Origin of the sequence: Pseudomonas koreensis (assembly GCF_025447595.1) — a bacterium.
Lineage (GTDB): Bacteria > Pseudomonadota > Gammaproteobacteria > Pseudomonadales > Pseudomonadaceae > Aquipseudomonas > Aquipseudomonas koreensis_H.
Window position 1 is genome coordinate 1 of record NZ_JAOEJU010000042.1, and the last position, 15,648, is coordinate 15,648.

Sequence of the window (15,648 nt, forward strand, 5' to 3'; positions counted from 1 at the left end):
GCGCTGTCGATCTTGTCGAATTCAACTACGGCCGAACCGAAAACTTCGGAGCAGACGCGAGTCAGAGCAGCGGTCAGAGTGGTTTTACCGTGGTCAACGTGGCCGATGGTGCCAACGTTTACGTGCGGTAGGGAACGATCAAATTTTTCTTTAGCCACGACAATTAACTCCTAGCCTAAAGGGGCTGAATCAGCCTTGTTTTTTGGTAACGGATTCGACGATGTGCGACGGAGCCGTATCGTATTTTTTGAATTCCATAGAGTAGCTTGCGCGACCCTGAGACATGGAACGAACGTCGGTCGCATAACCGAACATCTCACCCAGTGGAACTTCGGCACGGATAACCTTGCCGGACACTGTGTCTTCCATACCCTGGATCATGCCACGACGACGGTTAAGGTCGCCCATCACATCACCCATATAGTCTTCAGGCGTAACAACCTCTACCGCCATGATCGGCTCGAGCAACTCACCGCCACCCTTCTGGGCCAGTTGCTTGGTCGCCATGGAAGCAGCCACTTTAAACGCCATCTCGTTGGAGTCGACGTCGTGGTAAGAACCATCGAACACGGTAGCCTTCAGGCCGATCAGCGGATAGCCGGCAACAACGCCGTTCTTCATCTGCTCCTCGATACCCTTCTGGATAGCCGGGATGTATTCCTTAGGAACCACACCACCCACTACTTCGTTCAGGAATTGCAGACCTTCCTGACCTTCGTCAGCAGGAGCAAAGCGAATCCAGCAGTGACCGAACTGGCCACGACCGCCGGACTGACGAACGAACTTGCCTTCGATTTCGCAGTTCTTCGTGATGCGCTCACGGTACGAAACCTGTGGCTTGCCGATGTTGGCTTCGACGTTGAACTCACGGCGCATCCGGTCAACCAGGATGTCCAGGTGCAGCTCGCCCATGCCGGAGATGATCGTTTGACCAGTCTCTTCATCAGTTTTAACGCGGAAAGACGGGTCTTCCTGAGCAAGTTTGCCCAGAGCGATACCCATTTTTTCCTGGTCATCCTTGGTCTTAGGCTCTACGGCAACCGAAATAACCGGCTCCGGGAAGTCCATGCGAACCAGGATGATTGGCTTGTCAGCGTTGCAGAGGGTTTCACCAGTGGTGACGTCCTTCATGCCGATCAGGGCCGCGATGTCGCCAGCGCGCACTTCCTTGATCTCTTCACGGGCGTTTGCGTGCATTTGCACCATACGACCCACGCGCTCTTTCTTGCCTTTAACCGAGTTGATCACGCCGTCGCCGGAGTTCAACACGCCCGAGTAAACGCGGACGAAGGTCAAGGTACCCACGAATGGGTCGGTAGCGATCTTGAACGCCAAGGCCGCGAACGGCTCGTCGTCGCTTGCATGACGCTCCATCTCTTCTTCCTCGTTATCAGGGTTGGAACCCTTGATAGCAGGAATGTCGGTCGGAGCAGGCAGGAAGTCGATAACGGCGTCGAGAACCAGAGGAACGCCCTTGTTCTTGAACGAAGAACCGCAAACAGCCAGAACGATTTCGCCGGCGATAGTACGTGCACGCAAAGCAGCCTTGATCTCGGCGATCGACAGCTCTTCACCTTCCAGGTACTTGTTCATCAGGTCTTCGTTGGCTTCGGCGGCGGCTTCAACCATGTTGTTGCGCCACTCTTCAGCCAGCTCGAGCATGTCCGCAGGGATTTCCTTGCGAACTGGAACCATACCCTTGTCAGAGTCGTTCCAGTAGACAGCTTGCATGTTGATCAGGTCGATCTGACCCTGGAAGTTGTCTTCCGAGCCGATAGCCAGCTGGATCGGCACCGGAGTGTGACCCAGACGCTGTTTGATCTGACCGATCACGCGCAGGAAGTTGGCACCAGCACGGTCCATCTTGTTTACGTAAACAAGACGTGGAACGCCGTATTTGTTGGCCTGACGCCATACGGTTTCCGACTGAGGCTCAACACCCGAAGTACCGCAGAACACAACGACAGCGCCGTCGAGTACGCGCAGGGAACGCTCTACTTCAATGGTGAAGTCTACGTGGCCCGGGGTATCGATTACGTTGAAGCGATGCTCGTGCGGGTACTGCTTCTCGGAACCTTTCCAGAAGGCGGTAATAGCAGCAGAAGTAATGGTAATACCACGCTCCTGCTCCTGAACCATCCAGTCTGTGGTCGCGGCGCCGTCATGCACCTCGCCCATTTTGTGACTTTTGCCAGTGTAAAAAAGGACGCGCTCGGTGGTGGTGGTTTTACCAGCATCCACGTGAGCGACGATACCGATGTTACGGTAGCGACTAATCGGAGTAGTACGAGCCATAAAGCCCTCGCAAAATTAGTGAAGCTAAAATTAGAAGCGGTAGTGCGAGAAAGCTTTGTTAGCTTCGGCCATACGGTGCACGTCTTCACGCTTCTTAACAGCAGCACCTTTACCTTCAGCAGCATCCAGCAGCTCGCCAGCCAAGCGCAGAGCCATAGACTTCTCGCCACGCTTGCGGGCGAAGTCTACCAACCAGCGCATTGCCAGAGCGTTACGACGGGACGGACGAACCTCGACCGGAACCTGGTAAGTAGCACCACCAACGCGGCGCGACTTCACTTCGACCAGCGGAGCGATGGCGTCGAGTGCTTTTTCGAAGAGTTCCAGGGGATCGGTGCCGGTCTTGCGAGCCGCAACGGTTTCCAGGGCACCATAAACGATACGCTCGGCAACGGCTTTCTTGCCGCTTTCCATAACGTGGTTCATGAATTTGGCGAGGATTTGGCTTCCGTATTTCGGATCGTCCAGAATCTCACGCTTTGCTGCTACGCGACGTCTTGGCATTGATAAGCCCTCAAACGGTCTTCAGGTTAGCTCGGGACAGACCCAGTGGATGCGCGCCCGACCTTACTCTTATCGACTCAATAAAATGAAAATCTGCAAAACGGCCGATTACTTCGGACGCTTGGTACCGTACTTCGAACGACCCTGGTTACGGCCTTTAACGCCGGAAGTATCCAAGGAGCCGCGAACGGTGTGGTAACGAACACCTGGCAAGTCTTTTACACGACCGCCGCGGATCAGTACCACGCTGTGCTCTTGCAGGTTGTGGCCTTCACCACCGATGTACGAGGAAACCTCGAAACCGTTGGTCAGACGCACACGGCATACTTTACGCAGTGCCGAGTTAGGTTTTTTCGGCGTAGTGGTGTACACACGGGTGCACACGCCACGACGTTGCGGGCAGTTCTGCAGCGCAGGCACGTCGGATTTCTCGACGATACGCTTACGCGGCTGACGTACCAGCTGGTTGATAGTTGCCATCTACTAGCTCCACTGTTGTCTTGCGACGCTATTGTCTTGCAAGAAAAGCAAAATGGCAGGAACGAATTCCCGCCAAATTTAGGGGATCAAGAGTCTAAAGAGGATCTTGTCCCCAGTCAAGGCAAGGCCCCGACCTCCCCGCTCGTCGAACCTCGACAAATTGTCTCGATTCGATGAACGGCTTGATCAGGGCCTCAGCTCATTTTTCGCAGAACTCAGTTACCGCTCGAGTTCAGCGCTTCGGTCAGTGCAGCTTCCACTTCACTGGCGCTTACGCGCAACGGCTTGTCTGCATCACGACGACGCTTACGCTCGCTGTGATAAGCCAGACCGGTACCAGCCGGGATCAGACGACCCACGACCACGTTTTCTTTCAGGCCGCGCAGGTAATCGCGCTTGCCGGTTACGGCCGCTTCGGTCAGTACGCGGGTGGTTTCCTGGAAGGAAGCCGCCGAGATGAACGATTCGGTCGACAACGACGCCTTGGTGATACCCAGCAGAACGCGAGTGAACTTGGAGACAAACTTGTCTTCCGCGTTCAGACGCTCGTTCTCTACCAGAACGTGAGTCAGTTCCATCTGGTCGCCCTTGATGAAGCTGGAGTCGCCGGACTCGGAGATTTCAACTTTACGCAGCATCTGACGCAGGATGGTCTCGATGTGCTTGTCGTTGATCTTCACGCCTTGCAGACGGTAAACGTCCTGGATCTCGTTAACGATGTACTTGGCCAACGCGCTTACACCCAGCAGACGCAGGATGTCGTGCGGATCGCTCGGACCGTCGGAGATAACTTCGCCGCGGTTTACCTGTTCGCCTTCGAACACGTTCAGGTGACGCCACTTCGGAATCAGCTCTTCGTACGGATCGCTACCGTCGTTCGGGGTAATGACCAGACGGCGCTTGCCCTTGGTTTCCTTACCGAACGCGATGGTGCCGCTGACTTCAGCCAGAATCGACGCTTCTTTCGGACGACGGGCTTCGAACAGGTCGGCAACACGCGGCAGACCACCGGTGATGTCACGAGTCTTCGAAGTCTCTTGCGGGATACGAGCGATAACATCACCGATCGCGATCTTCGCACCGTCCGCAACACCGACCAGGGCGTTGGCTGGCAGGAAGTACTGAGCGATAACGTCAGTGCCTGGCAGCAACAGATCCTTGCCGTTGTCGTCGACCATCTTCACAGCAGGACGGATGTCCTTGCCGGCAGCTGGACGATCTTTCGGATCGAGTACTTCAATGTTGGTCATACCGGTCAATTCGTCAGTCTGACGCTTGATCGTGATGCCTTCTTCCATGCCCACGTAGGTCACGGTACCTTTCATTTCGGTAACGATCGGGTGAGTGTGCGGATCCCACTTGGCCACGATAGCGCCAGCGTCGACCTTGTCACCCTCTTTAACCGAAATCACGGCACCGTACGGCAGCTTGTAACGCTCACGCTCACGACCGAAGTCGTCAGCGATCGCCAGCTCACCGGAACGGGACACAGCAACCAGGTTGCCATCCACACGCTCAACGTGTTTCAGGTTGTGCAGACGGACAGTACCGCCATTCTTCACCTGAACGCTATCGGCTGCGGAAGTACGGCTTGCCGCACCACCGATGTGGAACGTACGCATCGTCAGCTGGGTACCCGGCTCACCGATGGACTGGGCAGCGATAACGCCGACCGACTCACCAATGTTCACCTGGTGACCACGAGCCAGATCACGGCCGTAGCACTTGGCGCAAATACCGTAGCGGGTTTCGCAGCTGATCGGCGAACGCACGATCACTTCGTCGATGCTGTTCAGCTCGATGAACTCGACCCACTTCTCGTCTACCAGAGTGCCTGCAGGAACGATGACGTCCTCGGTACCCGGCTTGAATACGTCACGGGCAATGACACGACCCAATACGCGCTCACCCAACGGCTCTACAACGTCACCGCCTTCAATGTGCGGAGTCATCAGCAGACCGTGCTCGGTGCCGCAATCGATCTCGGTCACGACCAGATCCTGCGCCACGTCTACCAGACGACGAGTCAGGTAACCGGAGTTCGCAGTTTTCAACGCGGTATCCGCCAGACCTTTACGAGCACCGTGAGTCGAGATGAAGTACTGGAGTACGCTCAGACCCTCACGGAAGTTCGCAGTAATCGGCGTTTCAATGATGGAACCGTCCGGCTTGGCCATCAGACCACGCATACCGGCCAGCTGACGAATCTGTGCTGCGGAACCCCGCGCACCCGAGTCAGCCATCATGTACATCGAGTTGAACGATTCTTGCTCGACTTCGTCGCCGTGACGGTCGATGACTTTCTCTTTCGAGAGGTTGGCCATCATCGCCTTGGAGACTTCGTCGTTCGCCTTCGACCAAAGGTCGATCACTTTGTTGTACTTCTCGCCCTGGGTTACCAGGCCGGAGGCGTACTGGCTCTCGATCTCTTTCACTTCGTCGGTGGCTGCACCGATGATGCGGGCTTTTTCATCCGGGATAACGAAGTCGTTAACACCGATGGAAACGCCGGAAATGGTCGAGTAGGCAAAACCGGTGTACATCAACTGGTCAGCGAAGATCACGGTCTCTTTCAGACCAACCACGCGGTAGCACTGGTTGATCAGCTTGGAGATCGCCTTTTTCTTCATCGGCAGGTTGACGACGTCGAACGACAGACCTTTTGGCACAACCTGGAACAGCAGCGCACGGCCGACAGTGGTGTCGACGATACGAGTGTTGTTCACGCTGTTGCCGTCACGATCGTTCACGGTTTCGTTGATACGAACCTTGATCTTGGCGTGCAGTGCGGCTTCGCCGGCACGGAACACACGGTCAACTTCCTGCAGATCCGCGAACACACGACCTTCGCCCTTGGCGTTGATCGCTTCACGAGTCATGTAGTACAGACCCAATACAACGTCCTGCGACGGAACGATGATTGGCTCACCGTTGGCTGGCGACAGAATGTTGTTGGTCGACATCATCAACGCACGCGCTTCGAGCTGGGCTTCCAGCGTCAGCGGTACGTGCACGGCCATTTGGTCGCCGTCGAAGTCGGCGTTGTACGCGGCGCAGACCAGCGGGTGCAGCTGGATAGCCTTACCTTCGATCAGTACCGGCTCAAACGCCTGGATACCCAGACGGTGAAGGGTCGGTGCACGGTTGAGAAGAACCGGGTGTTCGCGAATCACTTCAGCGAGAACGTCCCAAACCTCTGGCAGTTCACGCTCGACCATCTTCTTGGCCGCTTTGATGGTGGTCGCCAGACCACGCATTTCCAGCTTGCCGAAAATGAACGGCTTGAACAGCTCGAGAGCCATCTTCTTCGGCAGACCGCACTGGTGCAGACGCAGGGTCGGACCTACGGTAATTACCGAACGACCGGAGTAGTCAACACGCTTACCGAGCAAGTTCTGACGGAAACGACCCTGCTTACCCTTGATCATGTCAGCCAGGGACTTCAGAGGACGCTTGTTCGAACCGGTGATCGCGCGGCCACGACGACCGTTGTCGAGCAGTGCATCGACAGCTTCCTGCAACATACGCTTTTCGTTGCGCACGATGATGTCAGGAGCGGACAGATCCAGCAGACGCTTCAAACGGTTGTTACGGTTGATCACTCGACGATACAGATCGTTGAGGTCGGAAGTCGCGAAACGACCGCCATCCAGTGGAACCAGTGGACGCAGATCTGGCGGCAGAACCGGCAGAACGGTCAGCACCATCCACTCTGGCAGGTTGCCGGAACCCTGGAAGGCTTCCATCAACTTCAGACGCTTGGACAGCTTCTTGATCTTGGTTTCGGAGTTGGTTTGCGGAATTTCTTCACGCAGACGGCCAATCTCGTGTTCCAGGTCGATAGCGTGCAGCAGTTCGCGGACAGCTTCGGCACCCATGCGGGCGTCGAAATCGTCACCGAACTCTTCCAGCGCTTCGAAGTATTGCTCGTCGTTCAGCAGCTGACCTTTTTCAAGCGTGGTCATGCCCGGGTCGATAACGACATAGCTCTCGAAGTAGAGAACGCGTTCGATATCACGCAGGGTCATGTCCATCAGCAGGCCGATACGGGACGGCAGCGATTTCAGGAACCAGATGTGGGCAACCGGCGAAGCCAGTTCGATGTGCGCCATGCGCTCACGACGAACCTTGGCCAGTGCAACTTCAACGCCGCACTTCTCGCAGATCACACCACGGTGCTTCAAGCGCTTGTACTTACCGCACAGGCACTCGTAATCCTTTACCGGGCCAAAGATCTTGGCACAGAACAGACCGTCACGCTCAGGCTTGAACGTACGGTAGTTGATGGTTTCCGGCTTTTTAACTTCACCGAACGACCACGAGCGGATCATCTCAGGCGAGGCCAATCCGATACGGATGGCGTCGAACTCTTCGACTTGACCCTGGTTTTTCAGCAAATTCAGTAGGTCTTTCAAGGCCTTTCCTCCTGGCGGAGCAGAGAGCGGGCAATCCTGCCCCGCTCTCGATCGCGTCACGTGTTATTCGGTTTCCAGATCGATATCGATGCCGAGGGAACGAATTTCCTTGATCAACACGTTGAAGGACTCGGGCATGCCCGGCTCCATACGGTGATCGCCGTCCACGATGTTTTTGTACATCTTGGTCCGGCCGTTCACATCGTCCGACTTCACTGTGAGCATTTCTTGCAGAGTGTAAGCAGCACCGTATGCTTCCAGTGCCCAGACCTCCATCTCCCCGAAACGCTGACCACCGAACTGCGCCTTACCACCCAGCGGCTGCTGGGTAACCAGGCTGTACGAACCGGTAGAACGCGCGTGCATCTTGTCGTCTACCAAGTGGTTCAGCTTCAGCATGTACATGTAGCCAACGGTAACTGGACGCTCGAACTTGTTGCCGGTACGGCCGTCGGTCAGCTGCATCTGGCCGCTTTCTGGCAGGTCTGCCAGTTTCAGCATGGCCTTGATTTCGCTTTCCTTGGCACCGTCGAACACTGGAGTGGCCATTGGAACACCGCCACGCAGGTTCTTCGCCAGATCCAGGATTTCCTGATCGGAGAAGCTGTCCAGATCTTCGTTACGACCGCCGATCTGGTTGTAGATCTCGTCCAGGAAGGTACGCAGCTCAGCGACTTTGCGCTGCTCTTCGACCATCCGGTTGATCTTCTCGCCCAGACCCTTGGCCGCGAGGCCCAGGTGGGTTTCAAGGATCTGACCAACGTTCATACGCGAAGGTACGCCCAGCGGGTTGAGGACCACGTCGACCGGGGTGCCATTGGCATCGTGCGGCATGTCTTCAACCGGCATGATCACGGAGACCACACCTTTGTTACCGTGACGACCGGCCATCTTGTCGCCCGGCTGGATGCGACGACGGATTGCCAGGTAAACCTTGACGATCTTCAGCACGCCTGGAGCCAGGTCATCGCCCTGCTGCAGTTTGCGCTTCTTGTCTTCGAACTTGTCGTCCAGCAGACGGCGACGATCAACGATGTAGGCCTGAGCCTTCTCGAGCTGCTCGTTCAGAGCATCTTCAGCCATGCGCAGCTTGAACCACTGACCATGCTCAAGACCGTCGAGTACTTCGTCGGTGATGTCCTGACCTTTCTTCAGGCCTGCGCCGCCTTCAGCCTTGTGGCCTACCAGAGCGGAACGCAGACGCTCGAAAGTTGCGCCTTCGACGATACGGAACTCTTCGTTCAGATCCTTACGGATCTCGTCCAGTTGCGACTTCTCAATGGAAAGAGCGCGACTGTCACGCTCAACACCATCACGCGTGAAGACCTGAACGTCGATGACAGTACCTTTGGTACCGGTAGGTACGCGCAGGGAAGTGTCCTTAACGTCGCTGGCTTTCTCACCGAAGATCGCACGCAGCAGCTTTTCTTCCGGAGTCAGTTGTGTCTCGCCTTTCGGGGTGACCTTACCAACCAGGATGTCGCCGGGGCCCACTTCGGCACCAACATAAACGATACCGGCTTCGTCCAGCTTGTTCAGTGCAGCTTCACCCACGTTCGGGATGTCTGCAGTGATTTCCTCCGGGCCCAGCTTGGTATCACGAGCCACACAGGTCAGTTCCTGAATATGGATCGTGGTGAAGCGGTCTTCCTGAACCACACGCTCAGACAGGCAGATGGAGTCTTCGAAGTTGAAGCCGTTCCATGCCATGAACGCGATGCGCATGTTCTGGCCCAGAGCCAGCTCACCCATGTCGGTGGACGGACCATCGGCCATGATGTCGCTACGCTGAACGCGATCACCCTTGCTCACCAGCGGACGCTGGTTGATGCAGGTGTTCTGGTTCGAGCGGGTGTATTTGGTCAGGTTGTAGATGTCGACACCCGCTTCGCCGGTCTCAACTTCGTCATCAGCAACACGAACCACAATACGGCTGGCATCAACGGAGTCGATCACGCCGCCACGACGAGCCACGACGCAAACGCCGGAGTCGCGAGCCACGTTACGCTCCATGCCGGTACCCACCAGCGGCTTGTCAGCACGCAGAGTTGGTACAGCCTGACGCTGCATGTTCGAACCCATCAACGCACGGTTGGCGTCGTCGTGCTCGAGGAACGGAATCAGCGACGCTGCAACCGAAACTACCTGCTTCGGCGAAACGTCCATCAGGGTGACTTCTTCAGGCGCCTTGACGGTGAATTCGTTCAGGTGACGTACGGCTACCAGCTCGTCGATCAGGACTTTCTGGTCGTTCATGGTCGCCGAAGCCTGCGCGATCACGTGATCGGCTTCTTCAATAGCGGACAGGAACACGATCTCGTCGGTAACCACACCCTCTTTCACCACACGGTACGGGCTCTCAAGGAAACCGTACTGGTTGGTGCGAGCGTAAGCCGCCAGGGAGTTGATCAGACCAATGTTCGGACCTTCCGGCGTTTCAATCGGGCAGACGCGACCGTAGTGAGTCGGGTGTACGTCACGAACCTCGAAGCCCGCGCGCTCACGAGTCAGACCACCAGGGCCGAGTGCAGAGACACGACGTTTGTGGGTGATCTCGGACAACGGGTTGTTCTGGTCCATGAACTGCGACAGCTGGCTCGAACCGAAGAACTCTTTCACCGCCGCAGCCACTGGCTTGGCGTTGATCAGATCTTGCGGCATCAGGCCTTCGCTTTCAGCCATCGACAGACGCTCTTTGACCGCACGCTCAACACGTACCAGGCCAACGCGGAACTGGTTCTCGGCCATTTCGCCTACGCAGCGAACACGACGGTTACCCAGGTGGTCGATGTCATCGACGATGCCTTTACCGTTACGGATATCGACCAGGGTCTTCAGTACCGCGACGATGTCTTCCTTGCACAGCACACCCGAACCTTCGATCTCGGTACGACCGATACGACGGTTGAACTTCATCCGGCCGACCGCAGACAGGTCATAACGCTCAGGGCTGAAGAACAGGTTATTGAACAGGGTCTCGGCAGCGTCCTTGGTTGGCGGCTCGCCTGGACGCATCATGCGATAGATCTCGACCAGCGCTTCCAATTGGTTGCTGGTGGAGTCGATCTTCAGCGTATCGGAGACGAACGGACCGCAGTCGATGTCGTTGGTGTACAGCGTTTCAATGCGCACGACACCGGCTTTGGCGATTTTCGCCAGAACTTCGGTCGACAGCTCCGTGTTGCATTCGGCCAGAATCTCGCCAGTGGCCGGATGCACGATAGCTTTGGCGGTAGTACGACCCAGAACGTAGTCCAGCGGCACGTCCAGCTCTTTGATACCGGCTTTTTCCAGCTGGTTGATGTGGCGGGCAGTGATACGACGGCCTTGCTCGACGATCACCTTGCCATTGCCATCCTGGATATCAAGGACCGCAACCTCACCACGCAGGCGCTGAGGCACCAGTTCCAGGCTGAGGCTCTCACCCTTAACGTGGAATACGTTAGTGGTGTAGAAGGCATCCAGAACTTCTTCGGTGGTATAGCCGAGCGCGCGCAGTAGCACCGAGGCCGGCAGCTTGCGGCGACGGTCGATTCGTACGAATACGCAGTCCTTCGGATCAAACTCGAAGTCCAGCCACGAACCGCGGTAAGGAATAATGCGTGCGGAGTACAGCAGTTTGCCGGAGCTGTGCGTCTTGCCACGGTCGTGGTCGAAGAACACGCCCGGGGAACGGTGCAGCTGGGAAACGATAACACGCTCGGTACCGTTGATTACGAAGGTACCGTTCTCAGTCATCAATGGGATTTCACCCATGTAGACTTCTTGCTCTTTGATGTCCTTGATCGCTTTGTTCGACGATTCTTTGTCGAAAATGATCAGGCGCACTTTTACCCGCAAAGGTACGGCGAAAGTTACACCGCGCAATACGCATTCTTTGACATCAAATGCCGGTTCGCCCAGGCGATAACCGACGTACTCCAGCGCAGCATTGCCGGAGTAGCTGATGATCGGGAAAACGGATTTGAAGGCCGCATGCAGGCCCACGTCGCGGAACTGATCTTTAGTCGCTCCCGCTTGCAAGAATTCACGATACGAATCCAGCTGGATGGCCAGGAGGTAAGGCACATCCATGACGTCCGGCAACTTGCTAAAGTCCTTGCGGATACGTTTTTTCTCAGTATATGAGTAAGCCATCAGCGTTCCCCAGCTTGGTCACCTGCTTGTTTGGCCCCTCCCGACGGGAGCAGCCAGAAAATCGTGCAAACCCCATGGTTTGCGCCACCGCATCGGGTGGTTACAGCTCGTTATCGACACCGACCCAGTCGGCTGCCAATAACGGAAAAAGGCCGGTGGCAAGAGCCACCAGCCATCAGCCTGTCGCTTGACGCTCGGGCTGGAGGAGCAAAGTCGATGCTTACTTCAGCTCGACTTTAGCGCCTGCTTCTTCCAGCTTCTTCTTAGCGTCTTCAGCAGCTTCTTTCGAAACGCCTTCAGCTACAACCTGAGGAGCGCCGTCGACTTTCTCTTTGGCTTCTTTCAGGCCCAGACCGGTCAGTTCACGAACTGCCTTGATCACGTTTACTTTCTTCTCGCCGGCTTCAACCAGAACAACGTTGAACTCGGTTTGCTCTTCAACAACAGCGGCAGCAGCAGCTGGACCAGCAGCAGCAACAGCAGCGGTCACGCCGAAGGTTTCTTCCATTGCTTTGATCAGCTCAACAACTTCCAGAACGGTTTTCTGGCCGATTGCTTCGATGATTTGCTCGTTAGTCAGAGACATGACTCAATTCCTGATTTGGTGGACAACCTGTACGGCCGTCGAAATAAACAAAAATACGCGAGATTGGAAACGCTCAGCCTCAGGCTGCAGCAGCTTCTTTCTGATCGCGAATTGCCGCCAGAGTACGAGCCAGCTTGCTGGTAGCGCCTTGAATCACGCTCATCAGTTTCGCAATAGCTTCGTCGCGAGTTGGCAGGCTTGCCAGCACGTCGATCTCATTCGCTGCGAGGAACTTGCCCTCGAACGAAGCTGCCTTGATCTCGAACTTATCCTGACCCTTGGCAAATTCCTTGAACAGACGAGCAGCAGCACCCGGGTGTTCGTTGGAGAATGCGATCAGGGTCGGGCCGGTGAACGCGTCGTTGAGCACTTCGTACGAAGTGCCAGCAACAGCGCGCTTGAGCAGGGTGTTACGTACAACACGTACGTAAACGCCAGCTTCACGAGCCTCTTTACGGAGTCCGGTCATTGCGCCTACTGTTACGCCACGGGCATCAACCACGACAGCGGACAGAGCGACTTTGGCAGCCTCGTTGACTTCAGCGACGATGGCCTTCTTGTCTTCGAGATTAATTGCCACGGGTTTAACTCCTGCTTGTTACCGTTTCATTCGATCGAAACCGAATGTCGTTTTGGTGTCTGATTCGGTAAGGAACCGGGAGCACCATCTGCGTAGGCTTGAGGTTTAAGACTTGCGTCGCCTACGGTCTTGGATAGCCCCCGCCAGGCAGGGACCCCAATCTTTCAACTGGCGCAGTCAACTGCACCAATTTTTGTCTTACGCGTCCAGCGAGCTCTGGTCGATGACCAGACCTGGGCCCATAGTGGTGCTCAGGGTAACGCGCTTGACGTAGATACCTTTCGAGGAAGCTGGCTTGATACGCTTCAGATCAGCGATCAGGGCTTCAACGTTTTCCTTCAGCTTGACGGCATCGAAGCCGATCTTGCCAACGGAAGTGTGGATGATGCCGTTTTTGTCGGTGCGATAACGAACCTGACCAGCCTTGGCGTTTTTAACCGCAGTGGCTACGTCTGGAGTCACGGTACCGACTTTCGGGTTAGGCATCAGGCCACGTGGACCGAGGATCTGACCCAGTTGACCTACAACGCGCATGGCATCTGGGGATGCGATCACTACGTCATAGTTCAGGTCGCCGCCTTTCATTTCGGCAGCCAGTTCGTCCATGCCTACACGGTCAGCGCCTGCAGCCAGAGCTGCCTCGGCAGCTGGACCCTGGGTGAACACAGCAACGCGAACAGTCTTGCCAGTGCCGTGCGGCAGCACAGTAGCGCTACGAACGACCTGGTCGGATTTACGCGGGTCTACGCCCAGGTTGACAGCGACATCGAACGACTCGACGAATTTGGCAGCCGGCAGCGAAGCCAGCAGAGTTGCGGCCTCTTCGAAGTTGTAGGACTTGCCTGCTTCGATTTTTTCGGCGATAGCCTTTTGGCGCTTGGTCAGCTTAGCCATTACACACCCTCCACGTTAAGGCCCATGCTACGAGCAGAACCGGCGATAGTGCGCACGGCTGCATCCATATCAGCTGCAGTCAGATCCGCGTTTTTGGTTTTCGCGATTTCTTCCAGCTGAGCACGGGTAACAGTGCCAACCTTAACGGTGTTCGGACGAGCGGAACCGCTAGTCAGACCGGCCGCCTTCTTCAGCAGAACCGAAGCAGGGGTGGATTTGGTTTCGAAAGTGAAGCTACGGTCGCTGTAGACAGTGATGATCACTGGAGTCGGCAGACCAGCTTCCAGACCCTGGGTACGGGCGTTGAAAGCTTTGCAGAATTCCATGATGTTCACGCCGTGCTGACCCAGAGCAGGACCAACAGGTGGGCTTGGGTTAGCCTGAGCGGCCTTCACTTGCAGCTTGATGTAAGCGGTAATCTTCTTGGCCATGAGGCACTCCAATTACGGGTTCGAACGCCTCGAAAGGCTCCCCGGTTACTTGCGCGTTTATCCCAGTGACGACAAAACCCCACAGCCTAGGGCTGCGGGGTTGGGATGCTTGCTCAGCTAGACCTTTTCGACCTGACTGAACTCCAACTCTACCGGAGTAGAGCGTCCGAAAATGAGCACCGCCACTTGGATCCGGCTCTTTTCGTAGTTAACTTCTTCAACAACACCGTTAAAGTCAGCGAACGGACCGTCATTGACTCGAACGGTTTCGCCTGGCTCGAACAATGTCTTCGGCTTCGGCTTGTCGCTACCGTCGGCAACGCGACGCAGGATCGCCTCTGCTTCTTTATCCGTGATTGGTGCTGGCTTATCAGCAGTACCGCCGATAAAACCCATCACCCGAGGAGTATCCTTGACCAAGTGCCAAGTACCCTCGTTCATATCCATCTGAACCAGCACATAACCTGGGAAGAATTTGCGCTCGCTTTTGCGTTTCTGGCCATTACGCATTTCAACCACTTCTTCAGTGGGAACCAGAATTTCGCCGAAGCCATCTTCCATGCCAGCCAGCTTTACACGCTCGATCAACGAACGCATGACATGCTTCTCGTAACCCGAGTAAGCATGCACAACGTACCAACGCTTAGCCACGGGACACCCTTAGCCGACAATCAAGGAAACAAGCCAGCCGAGCAGGGAATCAAGACCCCACAACAGCAACGCCATAACCAGAACAACAGCCACAACAATCAGCGTGGTCTGCGTGGTTTCTTGGCGAGTTGGCCATACGACTTTACGAATCTCGGTGCGAGCTTCCTTAACCAGTACAAAGAAAGACTTGCCCTTGGCAGTCTGCAGGCCTACAAAGGCAGCTACAGCAGCAATGACAAGCAATGCGAGTACTCGGTACAGGATCGGCGAAGCAGCGTAATACTGATTACCGACAACGCCAACAATTACCAAAGCGACTACTACAAGCCACTTGAGCAAATCGAAGCGAGAGCCTTGAGCTTCAGCTTTAGGAGCCATCTATGAAGATCCTGTGAAAAGAAAGCCAGACACACCAAGTGAATCTGGCAGGTCAGGAGGGAATCGAACCCCCAACCTACGGTTTTGGAGACCGTCGCTCTGCCAATTGAGCTACTGACCTAAAACAAAATCAGGCCGACCATTATGCCGGCCTGAAAAAGACATTACAACTACTTACTCGATGATCTTGGCTACGACGCCAGCACCAACGGTACGGCCGCCTTCACGGATTGCGAAACGCAGACCGTCTTCCATCGCGATGGTTTTGATCAGGGTAACAGTCATCTGAATGTTGTC

The 15,648-nt window shown here is 55.7% G+C and carries 12 protein-coding genes, 1 tRNA gene and 1 pseudogene; all 14 read right to left on the reverse strand.

The features are described 5' to 3' along the window. The coding region (locus N8H71_RS28270; RefSeq protein ID WP_238556644.1) for a GTP-binding protein at positions 1-158 on the reverse strand (158 nt) is incomplete at its 3' end. Between the two features lie 31 nt (positions 159-189). Beyond that, complete coding sequence (fusA, locus tag N8H71_RS28275) at positions 190-2,295, reverse strand: elongation factor G (protein WP_262196491.1); 2,106 nt, start codon at positions 2,293-2,295, stop codon at positions 190-192. 30 nt (positions 2,296-2,325) lie between these two features. After that, positions 2,326-2,799 carry a 30S ribosomal protein S7 gene (rpsG, locus tag N8H71_RS28280; RefSeq protein ID WP_007957592.1) on the reverse strand — a complete coding sequence of 158 codons (474 nt, stop codon included), beginning with the start codon at positions 2,797-2,799 and terminating at the stop codon, positions 2,326-2,328. A 108-nt stretch (positions 2,800-2,907) separates the two neighbouring features. Beyond that, positions 2,908-3,279, reverse strand: a complete 372-nt coding sequence (gene rpsL / locus N8H71_RS28285; RefSeq protein WP_003186084.1) for a 30S ribosomal protein S12 — start codon at positions 3,277-3,279, stop codon at positions 2,908-2,910. 215 nt (positions 3,280-3,494) lie between these two features. Further along, positions 3,495-7,694 carry a DNA-directed RNA polymerase subunit beta' gene (gene rpoC, locus N8H71_RS28290; RefSeq protein WP_085688074.1) on the reverse strand — a complete coding sequence of 1,400 codons (4,200 nt, stop codon included), beginning with the start codon at positions 7,692-7,694 and terminating at the stop codon, positions 3,495-3,497. 63 nt (positions 7,695-7,757) lie between these two features. Beyond that, positions 7,758-11,831: a DNA-directed RNA polymerase subunit beta gene (gene rpoB, locus N8H71_RS28295; RefSeq protein ID WP_262196492.1), complete on the reverse strand. Its 4,074-nt coding sequence runs from the start codon at positions 11,829-11,831 to the stop codon at positions 7,758-7,760. Positions 11,832-12,051: 220 nt separating this feature from the next. Next, the gene (gene rplL / locus N8H71_RS28300) at positions 12,052-12,417 is read right to left on the reverse strand and encodes a 50S ribosomal protein L7/L12 (RefSeq protein ID WP_007957596.1); all 366 of its coding nucleotides are present in this window, start codon (positions 12,415-12,417) and stop codon (positions 12,052-12,054) included. Positions 12,418-12,496: 79 nt separating this feature from the next. Beyond that, a complete protein-coding gene (gene rplJ, locus N8H71_RS28305) occupies positions 12,497-12,997 on the reverse strand; it encodes a 50S ribosomal protein L10 (RefSeq protein ID WP_011336174.1) in 501 nt (166 codons plus the stop codon). A gap of 198 nt (positions 12,998-13,195) precedes the next feature. Then, on the reverse strand, positions 13,196-13,891 hold the full coding sequence (gene rplA, locus N8H71_RS28310) for a 50S ribosomal protein L1 (protein WP_011336175.1): 696 nt from the start codon (positions 13,889-13,891) through the stop codon (positions 13,196-13,198). Beyond that, positions 13,891-14,322, reverse strand: coding sequence for a 50S ribosomal protein L11 (rplK, locus tag N8H71_RS28315; protein ID WP_003228756.1), 432 nt, complete (start codon positions 14,320-14,322; stop codon positions 13,891-13,893). Before rplK ends, rplA begins: the two co-directional genes overlap by 1 nt. Positions 14,323-14,439: 117 nt before the next feature. Next, a complete protein-coding gene (gene nusG, locus N8H71_RS28320) occupies positions 14,440-14,973 on the reverse strand; it encodes a transcription termination/antitermination protein NusG (RefSeq protein ID WP_007957598.1) in 534 nt (177 codons plus the stop codon). A 9-nt stretch (positions 14,974-14,982) separates the two neighbouring features. Beyond that, the gene (gene secE, locus N8H71_RS28325; RefSeq protein WP_262196493.1) at positions 14,983-15,351 is read right to left on the reverse strand and encodes a preprotein translocase subunit SecE; all 369 of its coding nucleotides are present in this window, start codon (positions 15,349-15,351) and stop codon (positions 14,983-14,985) included. Between the two features lie 45 nt (positions 15,352-15,396). Then, positions 15,397-15,472: transfer RNA gene (locus N8H71_RS28330), tRNA-Trp, on the reverse strand. A 53-nt stretch (positions 15,473-15,525) separates the two neighbouring features. Then, positions 15,526-15,648: pseudogene (locus N8H71_RS28335) on the reverse strand (hypothetical protein); the annotation flags it as partial.

Excerpts from the sequence above, each read along its gene's own strand:
- rpsG (WP_007957592.1), bottom strand. The coding sequence starts at position 2,799 with ATGCCAAGACGTCGCGTAGCAGCAAAGCGTGAGATTCTGGACGATCCG.
- rplK (WP_003228756.1), bottom strand. The coding sequence starts at position 14,322 with ATGGCCAAGAAGATTACCGCTTACATCAAGCTGCAAGTGAAGGCCGCT.
- rplL (WP_007957596.1), bottom strand. The coding sequence starts at position 12,417 with ATGTCTCTGACTAACGAGCAAATCATCGAAGCAATCGGCCAGAAAACC.
- rpsL (WP_003186084.1), bottom strand. The coding sequence starts at position 3,279 with ATGGCAACTATCAACCAGCTGGTACGTCAGCCGCGTAAGCGTATCGTC.
- secE (WP_262196493.1), bottom strand. The coding sequence starts at position 15,351 with ATGGCTCCTAAAGCTGAAGCTCAAGGCTCTCGCTTCGATTTGCTCAAG.
- rpoB (WP_262196492.1), bottom strand. The coding sequence starts at position 11,831 with ATGGCTTACTCATATACTGAGAAAAAACGTATCCGCAAGGACTTTAGC.
- rplA (WP_011336175.1), bottom strand. The coding sequence starts at position 13,891 with ATGGCTAAGCTGACCAAGCGCCAAAAGGCTATCGCCGAAAAAATCGAA.
- fusA (WP_262196491.1), bottom strand. The coding sequence starts at position 2,295 with ATGGCTCGTACTACTCCGATTAGTCGCTACCGTAACATCGGTATCGTC.